Source organism: Nocardia thraciensis (assembly GCF_054782435.1).
On record NZ_BAAGSM010000033.1, the window covers coordinates 85,762 to 102,570 of the forward strand.

Sequence of the window (16,809 nt, forward strand, 5' to 3'; positions counted from 1 at the left end):
CGGTATAGGCGGAACCGATGGATCTTCTCAACCCGATCGATGCAATCTTCCTGGCGACCGAATCGCGCGAGCATCCGATGCACGTGGGCGGTCTGCAACTGTTCGAACCGCCCGCCGACGCCCCCGCCGACTTCGTCCGCTCGATGTACGCCGAGGCGCGGGCGGCGACCGAGGTAGAGCCCCGCTTCCGGCGTCGCCAGCGCCGCATCCTCGGCGGCTTCTCCAGCGTGGTCTGGTCGCACGCCGACGATATCGATCTCGGCTACCACCTGCGCCGCTGCGCCCTGCCCGCGCCCGGCGGCAGCACCGAACTGCTCGATCTGACCGGCCGACTGCACTCGTCGCTGCTCGACCGGCATCGGCCGCTGTGGGAGGGGCGGTTGATCGAGGGCGTGTCCGGGGGAAGATTCGCGCTCTACGTCAAGGTCCATCACGCGCTGATGGACGGGGTGTCGGCGCTGCGGCTGATGCAGCACACCCTCACCGACGACCCCTACGACGCGCGGCTGCGCGCGCCGTGGACGATCGGCCGATCGGAGCGCGACGCCGATCCGGAGGCGGTCGAGGGGCTGTGGGATCAGTTGCGAAAGACGTTGCCGCGCATCGCGACCGGGATCGGCGCCACGGCGTCGGCGGTGCGCGCCGTGACCGAGGGACGGCTCGAGCTGCCGCTGTCGGCGCCGCCGACGATGTTCAATGTGCCGATCGGTGGCGCGCGCAGCGTCGCCGTGGGTTCCTGGCCGCTGGAGCGGGTGCACGCCGTGCGCCGCGCGACCGGCACGACGGTCAACGATGTCGTGCTCGCGATGTCGGCAGCCGCGCTGCGCGCCTATCTCCTGGATCACGATGCGCTGCCGGACAAGTCGCTGACCGCGATGGTGCCGGTGAACGTGCGGCACACGGCCGAGCCGCAGTCCGACGGGAACATGGTCGCGGCGCTGCTGTGCAATCTCGGTACCGATATCGCCGATCCGGCGCGACGGCTGCACGCGATCAGCACCTCGATGCGACATTCCAAGCAGGTGTTCCAGCAACTGCCGCAGTTGGAGGCGATCGCGCTGTCGGCGCTGCTGATGTCCCCGCTCGGCATGACCCTGGTGCCGGGGTTCCAGGCCCTGCCGCGGGTCCCGTTCAACCTGGTGATCTCCAACGTGCCGGGCCCGCGCAAGCCGGTGTATCTGCAGGGCGCCCGGCTCGACAGCAACTACCCGCTGTCCATCCCGTTCGACGGCCAGGCCGTGAACATCACCGTCACCAATACCGCCGACACCCTGGACTTCGGCCTCGTCGGATGCCGCCGCTCGGTGCCGCACCTGTCCCGGATGATCGATCACCTGGACACCGCGCTGCAGGAGCTGGAGATCGCTACCGCATAGGCCCGCGGAGGTGCTCGTCCCCGGGAAACCGCGTGCGCGGCTGCTCGATGACCACGGTCGGCTCGGCCGGGCGCCCGGGCCACGGGCGCTCGGCCAGGACCGGGAACTGCCCGGCGTGTCCGTGCCGAATCTCGGCTATGCGCATCACCTTTCGGCGCGTGAGGAACCAGCCGACGATCAGGACCGGGACCACGATCAGGACGAAGGCGGCGACGGCGGCGCGCTGCACCCGGCTGCCGGTGCCCGCCATCAGAACGACCACGCTCGCGAGGAAGACCAGGGCCGCCACGCTCGTGTACGGTGTTCCGGGCAGGCGGAACTTCGGGCGGAACGCGATCCCCTGGCGCCATCGGTACCACAGCCGCAGCTGGCACAGCAGCACCACGGTCCACGACACGATGGTGCCGAGTGCCGCCACGTTCAGGACGATTTCGAACGCCTGATCCGGCACCATCGCGTTGAGTGCGACCCCGATCAGCGCGATCGCCCCGGTGGCGAGGATGCCGACGTAGGGCACCCCGCCCGCCGACATCCGCGCGGCCACGCCGGGGGCGCTGCCGTTCATCGACATCGATCGCAGAATTCGCCCGGTCGAGTACAGCCCAGCGTTCAGACTGGAGAACGCGGCCGTCAGCACGATCACATTCATGACCGATCCGGCCGCCGGAACCCCCAGACCCGCAAAGAATGTCACGAAGGGGCTCTCGCCCGGCCGGAAGGCCGTGTAGGGCAGCAGCAGCCCGAGCAGGATCAGGGAGCCGACGTAGAACAGCGCGATCCGGGAGATGACGGAGTTGATCGCCCGCGGCATGACCTTCTCCGGCTCCTTCGTCTCACCGGCGGCGATGCCGATCAATTCCACTGCGGCATAAGCGAATACGACACCCGTCGTCGCGGTCACCAGCGGCAGCGCCCCGGTCGGGAACAGCCCGCCGTGCTCGGCGATCACCCCGACGCCGGTGTCGTCGCCGCGAATCGTGAAGCGGCCCGCGAGGAATACGGTGCCGATGATCAAAAACCCGCTGAGCGCAATGACTTTGATCAAGGCGACCCAGAACTCCAGTTCGCCGAACCACCGCACCGACACCAGATTCGTGCACACCACCACGATCAGCGCGACCAGTGCGAGCACCCAGTGCGGGACGACAGCGATCGGCTGCCAGTACCGGAAGTACGTCGCGATGGCGGTGATGTCGACGATGCCAGTCATGCACCAGTGGAAGAAGTACGTCCACCCGACCGCGAAAGCCAGCTTCTCCCCGTAGAACTCACGCGCGTAGGAGACGAACGACCCGGCGGACGGCCGGTGCAGCACGAGTTCCCCGAGCGCCCGCAGGATGAAGAAGATGAACACCCCGCACACGCCGTACACCAGGAACAGGCCGGGCCCAGCGCCCGCCAGGCGCCCACCCGCCCCGAGAAACAACCCGGTGCCGATCACGCCGCCGATCGCGATCATCTGCAGCTGTCGCGTCCGCAGCGACCTGCGATATCCGGCATCCTCCGCATGCAGCGCGTCCGCCAGCGCCGACAGCTCCACAGGTCGCCGCGCTGAGCTCATGACCAGGCCTAACTGTGAGACAAATCATGTCGCAAAGTAATGTACCGTCATGTAGCGGTTCATTCAACAGCGGGAGCCTCACCCCTACTCAGCGGCCGCGCGCTACTTGGTGGGCGGCGTCACCCCGAACGCGGCGGCCACGTCATCGAGCATCCGATCGGCGGCCTGCACCCCGATGCCCGACATCCAGGTCTCATCCGGCACCTCGAACACCTTGCCGCCCTTGACCGCTCGCAGATCACGCCAGAGCGGCCCACTGGTGAACCCGGCCTTCTCGGTCTTGCCCGGATCATCGATGGTGGCCACGAAGAGGGCGTCGGCGTCGGCCTGGTCGACCTGCTCCGGGCTGATCTCCCGCATGACCTTCTTGGGGTCGGTGGACTGCTGCGCCACCGGTCGCGGCAGTCCGATGTCCTGCAGCACGACCCCGCTGAACGAGTTGCTCATGTACAGCCGCGTCGGCCCGGCCAGGAAGCGCACCACCGAGACGGTCGGCAGGACGCCGCCGTTCCCCGCTCCGATCGCCGCGCCGACGGCTGCCGCGCGGTCCTCGTACCGCCGCAGCGCGTCGGCGGCCTGGCGATCGAGCCCTAGCGCCTTCGCGTGCACCGCCAGATTGGCTTTCCAAGGGCCACCGGTGTTTTGGGTGAATACGGTCGGCGCGATGCCGGACAACTTGTCGTAGATCCGCTCGTGCCGAACCTTCGACGACAGGATCAGATCGGGACGCAGCGAGGCGATCCGCTCCAGGTTCGGCTCTGGCATCGGGCCGACATCCACCACGCCGTCGACCTTTCCGGCCAGGTAGTCCGGAAAACCGCCACGAGGCTTGGCGTGCGACACCACGGCTCCGACCGGAGTGACACCCAGCAGGGTGGCCGAGTCGAGTTCGCCGGTGTCGAGGACCACCACCCTGGCGGGCGGCCGCGGGATCGTCACCTGCCCCATCGGGGTGTCCAGGGTGCGGGGAAAGCTCGCCGGATCCGCGGCGGATACCACCGAACCCGCTGTGACAGTGTCGTTTCCGCACGCCGCCAGCCCGGAGACACCGAGTGCGGCCGCGGCCAGCGCGGCGACGAGCCGGTGGCATCCGCGCGTGCGTGAGCGCCTGGTGGACATCGGTGGTCCTCACTTCCGGATAGTCGTGCTCGGCCGCGCGGCCCGGCTGCGCGGAATCACCAGGGGCGTACCGGTTTCGGGGTCGGGAATCACCCGGCAGTCGACGCCGAAGACGGTGCGGACCAACTCGGCGTCGAGCACCTCCCCCGGCGCACCGGCCGCCGCCACCGCACCGGAGTCCAGGACCACCAGGTGGTCGGCGTAGCGGGCGGCCTGCCCGAGGTCGTGCAGCACCATGACGACCGTCCGGCCCGCGGTGGCGTGCAGATCGGCGATCAGGTCGAGCACCTCGAGTTGATGGCGCAGATCCAGGAAGGTGGTCGGCTCGTCCAGCAACAGCAGGTCGGTGTCCTGCGCGAGCGCCAGCGCGATCCAGACCCGCTGGCGCTGACCGCCGGAGAGCCGGTCGACCTGCTGGCCCCGCAGCTCCGAGGTCCCGGTGCGGCGCAAGGCGTCGAGCACGGCCCGCTGATCGTCGGCCGACCAGGGGCGCAACATCCGCTGGTGCGGGTACCTGCCCAGTCGCACCAGCGCCTCGACCGTGATCGACTCGGGCGTGAGCGGCTGCTGCGGCAGCAGGCCGAGCCGACGGGCGAGCGTGCGCGCCGACATCCGGTGGATATCCGCGCCGTCCAAGGTGACGGTGCCGCCGGTGGGGCGCAGCAACCGCGAAAACCCGCGCAGCAGTGTGGATTTGCCGCAGGCATTGGGACCGACGATGGCGGTCACCGCGCCGCCGGGCAGCTGGAGATCCATGCCTCCGATCACGGATCGCTCGCCGTAGTTCAGCACCAGCCCCTGCGCCGCCAGGATATCGGCGCCCGCTTGTCCGGCGTCGAGCCCGTCGCGTTTCCGAATACTCATGCGCTCCTCCGATGGGCCGGGCCGCTCTCCCGCAGCATCAACACGAGCAGCCAGGGCGAGCCGATCGTGGCGGTCATGACGCCGACCGGCACGCTCGTCGGCAGCGCGTGCGCCGCGACGAGGTCGCATCCGAGCAGCAGGGCCGCACCGGCCAGTCCGGTGACGATCAATCCGAGGGCGGTCGGCGGGCCGGTCAGCAGTCGCACCAGGTGCGGTACCGCGAGGGCGACGAACGCGATCGGCCCGGCGAGCGAGGCCGCGAGCGCCGCCAGCGCAACCGCGCTCAGCAGCAGCCGAATTCGCGCCGACGATGCCGAAATGCCCAGCGCCCCGGCCGATTCGTCGCCCAGATCCAGCGCGGCCAGCGTGCGGTACTGCGCGAACACCAGCGCCAGCACGACCACGCCGCCCACCGCGGCGATCTGCACCTCCGGCCAGGTCCGGCCGTAGAGCGAGCCGGTGGTCCACTGCATCGCCGAGGAGGCCAGTTCGCGGGGAAACCGAACCACGAGCAGGTTCACGGTGGCGGCCAGCCCGGCTTGCACCGCCAGGCCCACGAGCACCAGCCGGGTGACGGGAAGCCCCGCACGGCGGCCCAGCACCGCCAGCAGCACCCCGGCGAACAACCCGCCGCCGAGTGCGGCGAACGGGATCAGCCGCTGCCCCGCGCCGAGGGCGAGCACCAGCACCGCTCCGAGGGACGCACCGCCGGTGACGCCCATGACATCCGGTGAGGCCAGGGGGTTTCGGAACAGCCGCTGCAGCACGGCCCCCGCGACCGCTAGGCCCGCCCCCGCGATCACCCCGGCCACCATGCGCGGCGCCCGGAACTGCTGGACGACGTACACGGTTCCGGGGTCGCCGAACCCGAACGTGGCCCGCAGGGCGGCGCCGGCCGGCACCGCCATCTCGCCGACCGACAGCGCGACCGCCGCGAGCGCCGCCGTCACGACCACCGATCCCGCCCCGAGCAGCATGGCGCTCCGGCGGCGCCGGTCGTCGACGCTCGGCGTAATTTCCTTGCCGGACAATATCTTTCGTGACCCGCGGGCGGGGCGCAGCACCGTATTCATCGACCCGCTCCGCGGCGAGCCAGCACGACCAGCAGGGGCGCGCCGAGGAAGGCGGTGATGATGCCGACCTCGACCTCCGAGGGCCGCGCCACCAGCCGCCCCGCGATATCGGCCGCCAGCAGCAACACCGGGCCCGCGATCAGGCACCCGGGAACCAGCAGCCGATGGTCGCCGCCGACCAGCAGGCGGACCAGATGCGGCGCCGCCAATCCGATGAACGAGATCGGCCCCGCCACGGCCACCGCCGACCCGGCCAGTAGCACCACCGCCACCATTCCGGCGAGGCGGATGCGCGCGACGGGCATGCCGAGCGCGGTCGCGGCCTCGTCACCGAGGGCCAGCGCATTCAACGCCGGTGTGATCGCGAGGCCGATGGCCGCGCCGAGTACCAGCGTCGGCAGCATCGGCGCCAGCGCGTCGAGGCCGCGCCCGGCGATCGATCCGGCCAGCCAGAACCGCGCCTCGTCCAAGGTTCTTTCGCTGAACAGCAGTACCGCCGACGTCCACGAGACCAGTAACAGCTGCAGCACCGTGCCGCCGAGGACCAGACGGACCGGGTCGAGGTCGCCCGTCCGCCGCCCCAGCGCGAGGGTGAACGCCGCCGCACCGGCCGCACCGGCGAAGGCGAAGCCCACGTACTGCGCCGGGTGGGTCAGCCGTAGCGCGAAGATCGCGACCACCACCGCGAGCCCGGCGCCGGCGTTGATGCCCAGGGTCGTCGGCGCGGCCAGCGGATTGCGGGTGGTTCCCTGAACCACCGCACCGGCCAGGCCGAGCGCCGCGCCGATCACCAGGCCGACCAGCGTCCGGGGCCAGCGCAGACCCGTGACCACCAGCGCGTCCCGGCCATCACCCAGCCCCAGCAGGGCCTCGACCACCGTCGGGACCGGTACCGACCGGGCGCCGACCGCCAGGCTGAGCACCACGCACAGCAGTAGCGCGGCAAATCCGATGGCCAGCACCGGTATGCGGAGCCACGACCGCACGGCGCCGGTCGAGCCTGTCGAGGTCACCGGGCGCCACTATTTCGCGGGCTTGAACGGCTGGTTGATCGTGGTGAAGTACTGCGCGAGGGCGGCGATGGCGACCGGCGCCGTGACGAAGAGCTGACCGGCCACGGTGCCCAGCGCGCCGATCGCGATGATGCCGCCGAGGCAGCCGACCACGGCGGCCGGAATGAACGGGCCGAACATTCCGACGATGGTGGCGGCCGCGACCGTCGCACCGGCGATGCCGCCGAGCACGCAGCCGACGGCGGCGCCGCCGAGACCACCCACCACGGTGCCAATGGTGGCGCCGGTGGCGACCGTGTCCTTCAGGCGGGTGAACGCGTCGACCTCCCGGTCGTAGGGCGTCTTCCACGGCGCCTGGTCCTCGAAGGGCAGGGCGACGGGACGGTAGGCCGCGTGCTCCAGATCGAACTTCGGGGTCAGCCGCGCGGTGTTATCGGTGATCTCCGCGGCGATCGGGAAGACGAAATCGTCTACGCGGAAGCCGAGTTCGGTACCCGCGACGGTGGTGCCGTCGTCCGCCTTGATCTTGAAGATGCCACCTTCGTCGACCATCGAACCGGAGTCGGTCCGGATGACGGTCGAGGCGCCGTCCACCGCCGCGGTGTAGTTCACCACGCCGCTGTTCGCCGCGGACTCGTTCACCGCGGGCGCGGCGTGGACGGCGCCGGCGGTGATACCCAGCGCAGCGGTCAACAGCGCCGACGTGGCGGCGAACTTCCTCAACATTCTTACTTCCTCACCTTCGGCTGGACATCGAGTGGCACACCCGGCCGAGGCGCAGTCGGTCCGCGGTGACCTTGATATGTGACGCAATATGTGACGCCATTTGACGGTACATACTTTAACGGCACTCTGTCTAATGTTCAGAAGGCGTTCATCACCGTAGCGGCACCGACCCGGAACCGCACGGATGCCGGGTCGTACTGTCTGGGAAGTATTCGCCGGACGAAAGGGATCGATGTGCAGGCCGACTGGCCCGAGCTCCGCAACCGATGCCTGCTCACCGAGGACGAGGCGATCCTCGCGCTGAACAAGCCCGCCGGGATCTCGGTGACCGGCGAGCGGCACGACACCGACATCGTGGAGCTCGCGGCCGAGCACGACGAGCGGTTGTATCCGGTGCACCGCATCGACAAGGTGACCTCGGGCCTGGTGCTGCTGGCCAAGGAGTTGGCCGCACACGGGCAACTCACCCGGCAGTTCAACAAGCGGACCGTCGGCAAGACCTATCTGGCGATCACCGCGTCCACCGGACTGCCCGAGCACGGCGTCATCGAGTTGCCGCTCGGCGTCGGCCGCAAGAATCGGGTGCGCATCGCCGCTCCGCGCGACCGCATCGTCCGCGACGGCGACCTGTGGCGCGTCGACGAACGAGATCTGTTGGCGGGCAAGAACTATCCTTCGCGCACCGAGTTCACCACCGTGCTGCGCACCGAGGCCTGCACGGTGCTGGCGGTGCGCCCGATCACCGGGCGGCGCCACCAGATCCGCGTACACCTGGCATGGATCGGCCACGCCATCGCGGGCGATCCGCTGTTCGACAAGTCCGGCTCCTGCTCGCGCACGCACCTGCACTCGTGGCGCCTACGCCTCGAGGCCTCCTGGCGGACGCCATCCGAGCTGACCCTGGAAGCCCCTCCGGGACAAGACTTCTGGACGGTCGGCACCACATCGCTCACCGACGGCCCCGCCGCCCTGCTGAGCGGCCAGTAGCACGCCGCTCACCGCGGTGGATTCCGGCCGAAAGCGTGCCGGAACGACGATGGCACTCAGGCGGACAGGTCGAAGCTGATCACGACCCGCCGTGGTGTGATTCGCGCGCCACACGGTGAGATCTATGCACTCTCGCTATATTCGGTGGCGCGTCTCATGCAGACGTGACAACACCGGGCGATTTACCCTGGAACAGTGCCAGACCAGGCACGCTCGGGCGCAACGGCGCGATTCCCACGAGAAAGCGAACGCCGATGATTGTGTTGGCACAGCTCAGCGACACCCACTTCGACCTGCACGCACACAACACCGAACGGGCCGAACGGGTGATGGCGTACCTCGCCGACCTGCCGCACCGTCCCGACGCGATCCTGGTCACCGGGGATATCACCGATTCCGGCAAGGTCGAGGAGTACCAACAGGCCCGGGCCGCACTGCTGGCGGACGTCCCGGTGTCGGTACTGCCCGGCAATCACGACGATCGCGCCAATCTGCTGGAGGTGCTGTTGCGCCGCCCGGCCTCCTACGAGCCGATCAACCAGGCGCTGCGGCTGGACGGGCTGACGGTGGCGCTGCTGGATTCCACCATCCCGGGCGAGGGCGGCGGCGAACTGACCGACGGCACCTACGCCTGGCTGACCGATCTGCTGCTGGAGACGCCGGACGAGACCGCGGTGCTGGTGGCCATGCATCATCCGCCGATGCCCATGTACAGCACGGTGGTCGACCCGATCCGGCTGGCGAACCCGCAGCGGCTGGAGCGGATCGTCGCCGACGACGACCGCATCCTCGGCGTGATCACCGGGCACATGCACTCGATGGGCGCCACCCTGTTCGGCGGGCGGCAGCTGGTGGTCGCGCCGAGTGTGGCCTCGCAGATCGGCGGCGAATGGGAGGTCGGTGCGCCGGGCCAGGTGCCGATCGACTACGCGCCCGATCCGTCGCTGGTGCTGCACGTGGTCGACGGGCGCCGCCTCACCTCCATCGTGCGCACCGTGCCGATGGGCGGCAGGATCGCAGTGCAGCCGAACTGAATTGGACGCCACATGATTCGCAGCGCCGCCGGGCACGGTCAGCTGCTGCGGACCGCCCCGGCCCGGCCGTTGGACGCCGCCCGCTCCCGGCGGTAGGCGGACGGCGTCGTCCCCGTCCATCGCTTGAAGGCGTAGATGAATGTCGACGCCTCCGCGTACCCGAGCCGAATCGCCACATCGCTCACCGAAAGCGGTGTGGCGGTGAGCATTTCCTCCGCCAGGGCGCGGCGCACCTCGTCCAGGAGCGCCCGGTAGCTGGTGCCCGCGGCATCCAGGTGGCGGCGCAGCGTCCGGGTGCTCACGTTGAGATCGCGTGCCACGGCGTCGATTCCGGGCGGCGCCGCGAAGCCGTCCACCCCACCCCGGGGCATCAGCCGCTCGCGCACCTCGGCCGCGATGCCCGTGCGGGCGCGGCGCCGGTGCACCAGATCCCGGCACTGCGCCAGGCACATGGTCCAGGTGTGCTCATTGGCTTGCGGCAGTGGCTGTTCCAACATCGCGGGAGCGAGCGAGAACAGATTGCGCGGGCGTCCGAAGCGCGGCCGCACCCCGATGATCTCCGCGAGCTGATCGGCGTACGGCGGTTCCGGATAGTCGAATTCGGCGCGCAACAGCCGCAACGGACGGCCCAGCAGGTCGATCATCACCTGATGCATGGCCAGCACGTCGCGCTCGACCAGGAATCGCCGGACGTCCGCGGGCACCAGCTCGTCGTGCACCTCGGCGACGAATTCGTCCGGCTCCCAGCGGGTTACCGGGATGCAGAAGGTGAAGCTCAGTTCCAGGAAACGCAGCGCGAACGAAATCGCCTCGCCGAGTGTGGGACTGGATACGCAGGCGAAGCCGAAGATGCCGAAGGTGGTGATGCGGTAGCGGCGGCCCACCTCCACGCCGAGGGACGGGCGATCGGGCAGGGCCCGCACCAGGTTGCGGATCACCGCGAGTTCGGTGTGCGCATCGATCTGGGCGTCCGGGTCCGCGAGGTCGGCCTCGGACAAGCCGGTGCCGCGCAGCATGCGGGCGGGCGGCACATCGTGCTCGCGGGCGTAGCCGACCATGAGCGCCACGCTCGCCACGCCCCGCGGGAAATCCCAGTTCCGAATGCCGGGGTGTTGCACGGTTGCCATGAGCCGATTATGGCCGAATATGTCGATCAGGGTGTGTGCCTCTCCCTAAAGTAGAGGGAACTCGAACGATGTGAGGAGCACCATAATGCCCGCGACAACGCCGTCGGTCATCGTCATCGGCGCCGGATTCGGCGGCCTCGGTATGGCGATGGAATTGCAGCGCCACGGCTTCGGCGACTTCACGATTCTGGAGCGGGCCGCCGACCTGGGCGGGGTGTGGCGGGAGAACACCTACCCGGGCGCCGCCTGCGATGTGCCGTCGCCGCTGTACTCGTTCTCCTACGAGCCCCGGGCGGACTGGCCGCACCGCTACTCCGGGCGCGCCGACATCCACGCCTACCTGCACGCGATCGCGGACGAGCATCGACTGCTGGAGCGGATCAGGTTCGGCTCCGAGGTCACCGAGGCGGTCTTCGGCGGCGGCCGGTGGACGGTGCGCACCGCGGGCGGCGCGGAGTTCACCGCCGACGTGCTCGTCTCCGCGGTCGGCCAGTTGTCGCGGCCGCGGCTGCCCGAGATCCCTGGGCGAGAGTCGTTCCGCGGCCCCTCATTCCACTCCGCGCAGTGGGACCACACCGTGGACCTGGCGGGCAAGCGCGTCGCGGTGATCGGAACCGGCGCCAGCGCGATCCAATTCGTACCGGCGATCCAGCCCGAGGTGGCGCGGCTGACGCTGTTCCAGCGCACGGCCGCCTGGGTGGTGCGGCGCACCGACCGGGAGTACCGGCCCATCCACCACGCCCTGTTCCGGCACGTGCCGGGTCTACGTCTGGCACAACGACTCTGGGTGTGGTGCTTCCTGGAATTCTTCGCCCTCGGCCTGGTCGCGGCGCCGCCGATCCGCACGATCGCCACCTGGCTCGGCCGCTGGGCCCTGCGCCACGATGTGCCCGATCCGGTGCTGCGGGCCAAGCTGACCCCGGACTATCCGGTGCTGTGCAAGCGCGTGCTGTTCTCCAACGAGTACTACCCGGCGCTCACGCGGCCGAATGTCGACGTGCAGACCACCGCGATCGCCGAGATCGTGCCCGAGGGCGTGCGCACTGCCGAGGGCACGGTGCACCCGGCCGACGTCATCGTGTACGGAACGGGCTTCAAGGGCACCGAATTCCTTTGGCCCATGCGGATTCTCGGTCGCGACGGCATCGCGCTGGACGAGGTCTGGGCCGGTGGCGCCCGCGCCTATCTGGGGATGGCGGTGCCCGGTTTCCCGAATCTGTTCCTGATGTACGGGCCGAACACCAACCTCGGGGTCGGCTCGATCGTGTACATGATCGAGTGCCAGGCCCGCTACATCCGACAGGCCCTCGCCCTCCTGGCCGATCGCCCCGGCCGCTGCCTGGAGGTCCGCCCCGGCCGCGCCGCGGAATTCGACGAACACACCCAACGCCGCCTGGAACGCACCCCATGGACCCGCTGCACCAGTTGGTACCGCACCGCCGCAGGCCGCATAACCAACAACTGGCCCGGCACAGTCACCCCCTACCGCCTCCGCACCCGCAAACTGAACCCCACCGACTACACCCTCACCCCCACCTCGCCCTGATCACCAAGAGAGTTCACCGCACTGGCGGGCGGTGTCGGTGCGCTCCACTTGGAGGGTGGCGTGTTCTATGTGGAAGTTGTCGGCGAGGACGCGTTGGGCGGAGCGCAGGATTTCGTCGCTGTCGTGGGCGGCGGTGGTCGTCAGGTGGGCCGAGGCGACCTCCATGCCGGAGGTGAGTGTCCACACGTGCAGGTCGTGGACGTCGGCGACGCCGGGGAGGGACTGCAGGGCGGCGGCGATCCGTTCGACGTCGACGCCCTCGGGACTGTGCTGGAACAGGATGCGCAGCGAGCGCCGCGCCAGCACCCAGGTGCGCGGCAACACCCACAGCCCGATCAGCACGCCGACGATCATGTCGGCGTAGGGCCAGTGCGTGAGCAGGGTGATCGCCGCGGACAACAGCACGCCCACCGAACCGATCAGATCCGCCAGCACCTCCAGATACGCGCCGCGCAGATTCAGGCTCTCCTCGGCTCCCGAGCGCAGGAGCAGCAGCGAGGCGATATTCGCCACCAGACCGAGCGCGCCGACGATCAGCACCGGCAGTCCGGGTACCTTCGGCGGCTCCCCCAGCCGCACGATGGCCTCGTACAGCACGTAGGCCGCGACCGCGAACAGCAGCACCGCATTGGCCAGCGCCGCCAGCACCTCCGCGCGGTAGTAGCCGAACGTGCGCGAGAAGGTCGGGCGGCTGCGCCTGGCCAGCAGGATCGCGGCCAGCGCCATCACCAGGCCGAATACGTCGGTCACCATGTGCGCGGCGTCCGACAGCAGTGCCAGCGATCGAGTCAGGACGGCCGTCACGACCTCGGCGACCAGGAAGGCCACACCGATCCCCAGCGCGAACACCAGCCGATGCAGATATCTGCCCGAGGCGCTCTCCGGCGCGGCACCGTGCGCGTGATCATGCCCCACAACCATCCAACCTATGCCGGACAGCCACGTATGCAAACGAGACACGATCCGCGCACGGTCGACGACCGGGCAGTCACGCGCGAGGTAGACCACTCGCGCCGATCAGGCCGCCGCCCCCGGATGCACGAGTCGTTCCCGCACCCCTTGCGCATTCCCGCACGCCTCGCACAGCCTTGCAACCGGTGCGTGAACCAACCAGGGGTGCGAGTAGCGCTGACCCGAACCACGCCGGGGCCGAACTGGCAGACTTGACCCGTGACCGCTCCACCCCCGCCCGGCGACGGGCCGCCCTTCGGACCCCGCGGCGAGCCGCGGCCCGGTGCGAGCGGCCGACCGTCCGCCGAGCACGGTGGCGCGTCGTCCACCGAGCACAGGAGTCGATCGCCCATCGAGCACAACGCCCCGCCCGCAGATCACCGGCCCGAGCGGCCCGCCGGACGGAGCGGCCGGTCGACCGGGCACGGGGCGGCGACCGGCCCGCTGCGCCCCGTCGAACTCGCCACCGCGGCGGTGCTCGGCGGCGTCACCGTCGGCCTGGTGACCATCGGGTCGGTGATTCCGTTCGCCGCGGCCCTGAACCTGGTCGCCGCGGTGCCGATGGGACTGCTCGCGCACCGCTACCGACTGCGCGCTACCTTCACCGCCGCCGTCGCCACCACGCTGGTGACGTTCGTCGCGGCCGGACTGGTGCCCGCGGTCGCCGTGGTGAGCGTGGCGACGATCGGCGGTATCGTCGGCACCGTCAAGCGCCGCCGCGGCGGACCGGCGGCGGTGCTCGGGCTGTCGATCCTCGCGGGCCTTGCCTGGTCGGCGGTGTCGGTGGGGTGGCTGTTGATCTTCAGCACCGCGCGCAACCTGCTGTTCGACAACGTCCGCAACGCCTCGCGCGGCGTACAGAAGCTGGCCGCCCGGGCGAACCTGGACTCGTTCGGGAACGCCGTCGCCGACTTCGCCGATCTGGTGCTGCGCTGGTGGTGGGCGTTCGCCGCGGGCGGGGTGCTGATCGGAATCGTCGCGACAGCGCTGTTCTCGTGGTTCGCGCTGGGGTCGGTCCTCGACCGGCTCACCTGGCTGCCCGGCGCGGATCGGCTGGACGCGCCGCTCGACGATCGCCCGGTCGCGCCGCTGCCCGTGACGCTGCGCCGGGTCTCGTTCCGCTATCCGGACGCGCGGACCGACGCGCTGTCCGGGATCGATCTCACCGTCCGGGTCGGCGAATTCGTGGCCGTGGTGGGCCACAACGGATCCGGGAAGTCCACGCTGACCCGCCTGCTGGCCGGTCGCCCGCCGACCGGCGGCACGGTCGAGCGGCCCGGCTCGGCGGGGCTCGGCCTGCTCGGCGGCACCGCGCTGGTCCTGCAGCGGCCGGAGAGCCAGACGCTGGGTGTGCTGGTCGCCGACGACGTGGTGTGGGGCCTGTCACCCGAACTCGCCGCCCAGGTCGATATCGAGGCGCTGCTGACCGAGGTCGGCCTCGGCGGCCTCGGCGGCGCCGAAACCGCCACCCTGTCCGGCGGCCAGCAGCAGCGTCTCGCCGTCGCCGCGGCCCTGGCGCGCAGACCGGCGCTGCTCATCGCCGACGAGGCCACCTCGATGATCGATCCCGACGGCCGCCGCGAGCTGGTCGCGCTGCTGTCAGGGCTGCCCGAACGCCATCCGATGGCGGTCGTGCTGGTCACTCACCACGAGGCCGATGCGGCGGCCGCCGACCGCGTGGTGCACCTGTCGGGCGGCTATCAGGTGGACCGGCTGCCGACCTGGCCCCGACCCGTACGCGACCCGCGGCGGCGGCCGATGGGCGAACCGCTGCTGGAACTGCGCGATGTGCGCCATACCTACAACCGCGGAACACCGTGGGCCGCACCGGCGCTGCACGGCGTCGACCTCACGGTGCGGCGCGGGGAGACACTGCTGGTGGTCGGCGGGAACGGCTCCGGCAAGTCCACTCTGGCCTGGATCATGGCCGGGCTGACCGTGCCCACCTCCGGCCGCTGCGAACTGCGCGAGGGGCGCGGCGTCCGCCCGGTGCATCGGCGAATCGGCGCGGTGGAGCTGGCCTTTCAGCATTCCCGGCTGCAGTTGCAGCGGCAGACCGTGGGCGCCGAGATCGAGGACTGGGGCGGCAGCGGGACGGGCTCCGGCGCGGTCGGCCGGGCACTGGATGCCGTGGGCCTGGACCGGGCGCTGGCGCCGCGGTCGATCGAATCGCTCTCCGGCGGCCAGGCCAAGCGGGTGGTGCTGGCCGCGATCGTGGCCGCCCGACCCCAGGTGGTGGTGCTCGACGAGCCGCTCGCCGGGCTCGACCCGCAGGGCCGCGCCGAGGTGGTGGAACTGCTGGCCCGGCTGCGCGATTCGGGGCTGACCCTGATCGTCATCTCGCACGACGTGGTCGATATGGCCGCCGTGTGCGACCGGACCGTGCATCTGAGTTCGGGCCGCATCCTGGAGACGGCCCCGCAGTCGGCTTCCGCCGTCGAGCCGCAGGCCCCCGCGCCCGTGGCCGAACAGACCGCCGCGTCCTGGGCGCGGCTGCACCGCCCCGACGCCACGGGAGACCCGTCATGAGCGAGCGACCAGACAACGCGGCCACCCGGGGGTCGTGCCCGCGCGCCGGGGAGGCGGGGACATGAGCACGGTGCTGTTGCGCGAGGTCCCGGTCGACAGCCCGATCCACCGGCTGTGGGCGGGCACCAAGATGATCGGGGCGTTCCTGATCAGCCTGCTGCTGATGCTGTTGCCGTCCTGGCCGGTGCTCGGGGTGACGGTGCTGTTCCTGGTGGCCGTCGTGCTGACGGCCCGGCTGCCGCTGGGCGCGTTGCCGCGGCTGCCCTGGTGGTTCTGGGGATTGCTGGCGGCGGGGGCGCTACTCAATGTGCCGGTCGGCGAGGCCGCGGTGTTGCGATACGCGCAGGTCACATCGTTCGGTCTGATCCTTGTCACCAGTTCGTTCCTGATCGCCTGGACCACGCCGATGGGTGAGATCGCCCCCGCGCTGGCCACTTTGGGTGCGCCGCTGCGCAAACTGCGGGTGCCCGTGGACGAATGGGCGGTGGTGGTCGCGCTCACGATGCGCGGCCTGCCGCTGCTGCTGGACGAGATGCGCCTGCTGCGCGCCGCGCGCAGGCTGCGGCCCAAGGACTCCGCGCTGCAGCGGGCGGCGGTCAATCCGCTGCTCGATATCCTCACCGCCGCAATGGCGGTCGCCACCCGCCGGGCCGGCGAACTCGGCGAAGCCATCACCGCGCGCGGCGGCACCGGGCAGCTCACCGCGCGCCCCGGCGGGCCGGGCCTTCGGGACGCCGTGGCGCTGATCATCGTCGTGGTGGTGTGCGCGGGCGCCGTCCTGATCGATCTCGTGATGTAGGGCAAACCCACCGGTCGGACGAAATATCTTCTCCCGAGGGAATTTTCGGGGGGTAGACGCGACTGGTAAAGGTATGGTTACAGAGTCGGTCAGCCGGGTCGACG

General features: G+C 70.3%; 14 protein-coding genes. 6 read left to right on the top strand and 8 right to left on the bottom strand.

Annotated elements, in window-relative coordinates; all coding sequences use genetic code 11:
* Positions 1 to 17: 17 nt before the first annotated feature.
* Entirely contained in the window at positions 18 to 1,376 is a 1,359-nt protein-coding gene (locus ACYVLQ_RS21530; protein WP_460699314.1) for a WS/DGAT/MGAT family O-acyltransferase, read from the top strand.
* Here ACYVLQ_RS21530 and ACYVLQ_RS21535 read toward each other — a convergent pair.
* The 6 genes from ACYVLQ_RS21535 to ACYVLQ_RS21560 form a co-directional block, all read right to left on the bottom strand.
* Positions 1,366 to 2,937 (bottom strand): amino acid permease, encoded by a 1,572-nt coding sequence (locus ACYVLQ_RS21535; protein ID WP_460699315.1) that lies wholly within the window; start codon positions 2,935 to 2,937, stop codon positions 1,366 to 1,368. The genes ACYVLQ_RS21530 and ACYVLQ_RS21535 overlap by 11 nt on opposite strands.
* Positions 2,938 to 3,039: 102 nt before the next feature.
* Positions 3,040 to 4,056 carry an ABC transporter substrate-binding protein gene (locus ACYVLQ_RS21540; RefSeq protein ID WP_460699316.1) on the bottom strand — a complete coding sequence of 339 codons (1,017 nt, stop codon included), beginning with the start codon at positions 4,054 to 4,056 and terminating at the stop codon, positions 3,040 to 3,042.
* Positions 4,057 to 4,065: 9 nt separating this feature from the next.
* Complete coding sequence (locus tag ACYVLQ_RS21545; RefSeq protein ID WP_460699317.1) at positions 4,066 to 4,920, bottom strand: ABC transporter ATP-binding protein; 855 nt, start codon at positions 4,918 to 4,920, stop codon at positions 4,066 to 4,068.
* The gene (locus tag ACYVLQ_RS21550) at positions 4,917 to 5,993 is read right to left on the bottom strand and encodes a FecCD family ABC transporter permease (RefSeq protein WP_460699318.1); all 1,077 of its coding nucleotides are present in this window, start codon (positions 5,991 to 5,993) and stop codon (positions 4,917 to 4,919) included. Before ACYVLQ_RS21550 ends, ACYVLQ_RS21545 begins: the two co-directional genes overlap by 4 nt.
* A complete protein-coding gene (locus ACYVLQ_RS21555; RefSeq protein ID WP_460699319.1) occupies positions 5,990 to 7,006 on the bottom strand; it encodes a FecCD family ABC transporter permease in 1,017 nt (338 codons plus the stop codon). Before ACYVLQ_RS21555 ends, ACYVLQ_RS21550 begins: the two co-directional genes overlap by 4 nt.
* Positions 7,007 to 7,015: 9 nt before the next feature.
* Complete coding sequence (locus ACYVLQ_RS21560; RefSeq protein WP_460699320.1) at positions 7,016 to 7,732, bottom strand: hypothetical protein; 717 nt, start codon at positions 7,730 to 7,732, stop codon at positions 7,016 to 7,018.
* A gap of 234 nt (positions 7,733 to 7,966) precedes the next feature.
* Here ACYVLQ_RS21560 and ACYVLQ_RS21565 point away from each other — a divergent pair, with 234 nt between their 5' ends.
* Positions 7,967 to 8,719: an RluA family pseudouridine synthase gene (locus tag ACYVLQ_RS21565; protein ID WP_460699321.1), complete on the top strand. Its 753-nt coding sequence runs from the start codon at positions 7,967 to 7,969 to the stop codon at positions 8,717 to 8,719.
* A 254-nt stretch (positions 8,720 to 8,973) separates the two neighbouring features.
* A complete protein-coding gene (locus ACYVLQ_RS21570; RefSeq protein WP_460699322.1) occupies positions 8,974 to 9,753 on the top strand; it encodes a metallophosphoesterase in 780 nt (259 codons plus the stop codon).
* Positions 9,754 to 9,791: 38 nt separating this feature from the next.
* On the opposite strand, the gene ACYVLQ_RS21575 is transcribed toward ACYVLQ_RS21570, so the two are convergent.
* Positions 9,792 to 10,880, bottom strand: coding sequence for an AraC family transcriptional regulator (locus ACYVLQ_RS21575; RefSeq protein ID WP_460699323.1), 1,089 nt, complete (start codon positions 10,878 to 10,880; stop codon positions 9,792 to 9,794).
* 85 nt (positions 10,881 to 10,965) lie between these two features.
* On the opposite strand from ACYVLQ_RS21575, the gene ACYVLQ_RS21580 reads away from it, so the two are divergent.
* On the top strand, positions 10,966 to 12,426 hold the full coding sequence (locus tag ACYVLQ_RS21580; RefSeq protein ID WP_460699324.1) for a flavin-containing monooxygenase: 1,461 nt from the start codon (positions 10,966 to 10,968) through the stop codon (positions 12,424 to 12,426).
* Here the strand turns inward: ACYVLQ_RS21580 and ACYVLQ_RS21585 are convergent, their stop codons facing one another.
* Positions 12,427 to 13,341 carry a cation diffusion facilitator family transporter gene (locus ACYVLQ_RS21585; RefSeq protein WP_460699590.1) on the bottom strand — a complete coding sequence of 305 codons (915 nt, stop codon included), beginning with the start codon at positions 13,339 to 13,341 and terminating at the stop codon, positions 12,427 to 12,429.
* Positions 13,342 to 13,821: 480 nt separating this feature from the next.
* Between ACYVLQ_RS21585 and ACYVLQ_RS21590 the strand changes: the two genes are divergently transcribed.
* Complete coding sequence (locus ACYVLQ_RS21590; protein ID WP_460699591.1) at positions 13,822 to 15,906, top strand: ABC transporter ATP-binding protein; 2,085 nt, start codon at positions 13,822 to 13,824, stop codon at positions 15,904 to 15,906.
* A gap of 61 nt (positions 15,907 to 15,967) precedes the next feature.
* Positions 15,968 to 16,705: a CbiQ family ECF transporter T component gene (locus ACYVLQ_RS21595; RefSeq protein WP_460699325.1), complete on the top strand. Its 738-nt coding sequence runs from the start codon at positions 15,968 to 15,970 to the stop codon at positions 16,703 to 16,705.
* Positions 16,706 to 16,809 lie beyond the last annotated feature (104 nt).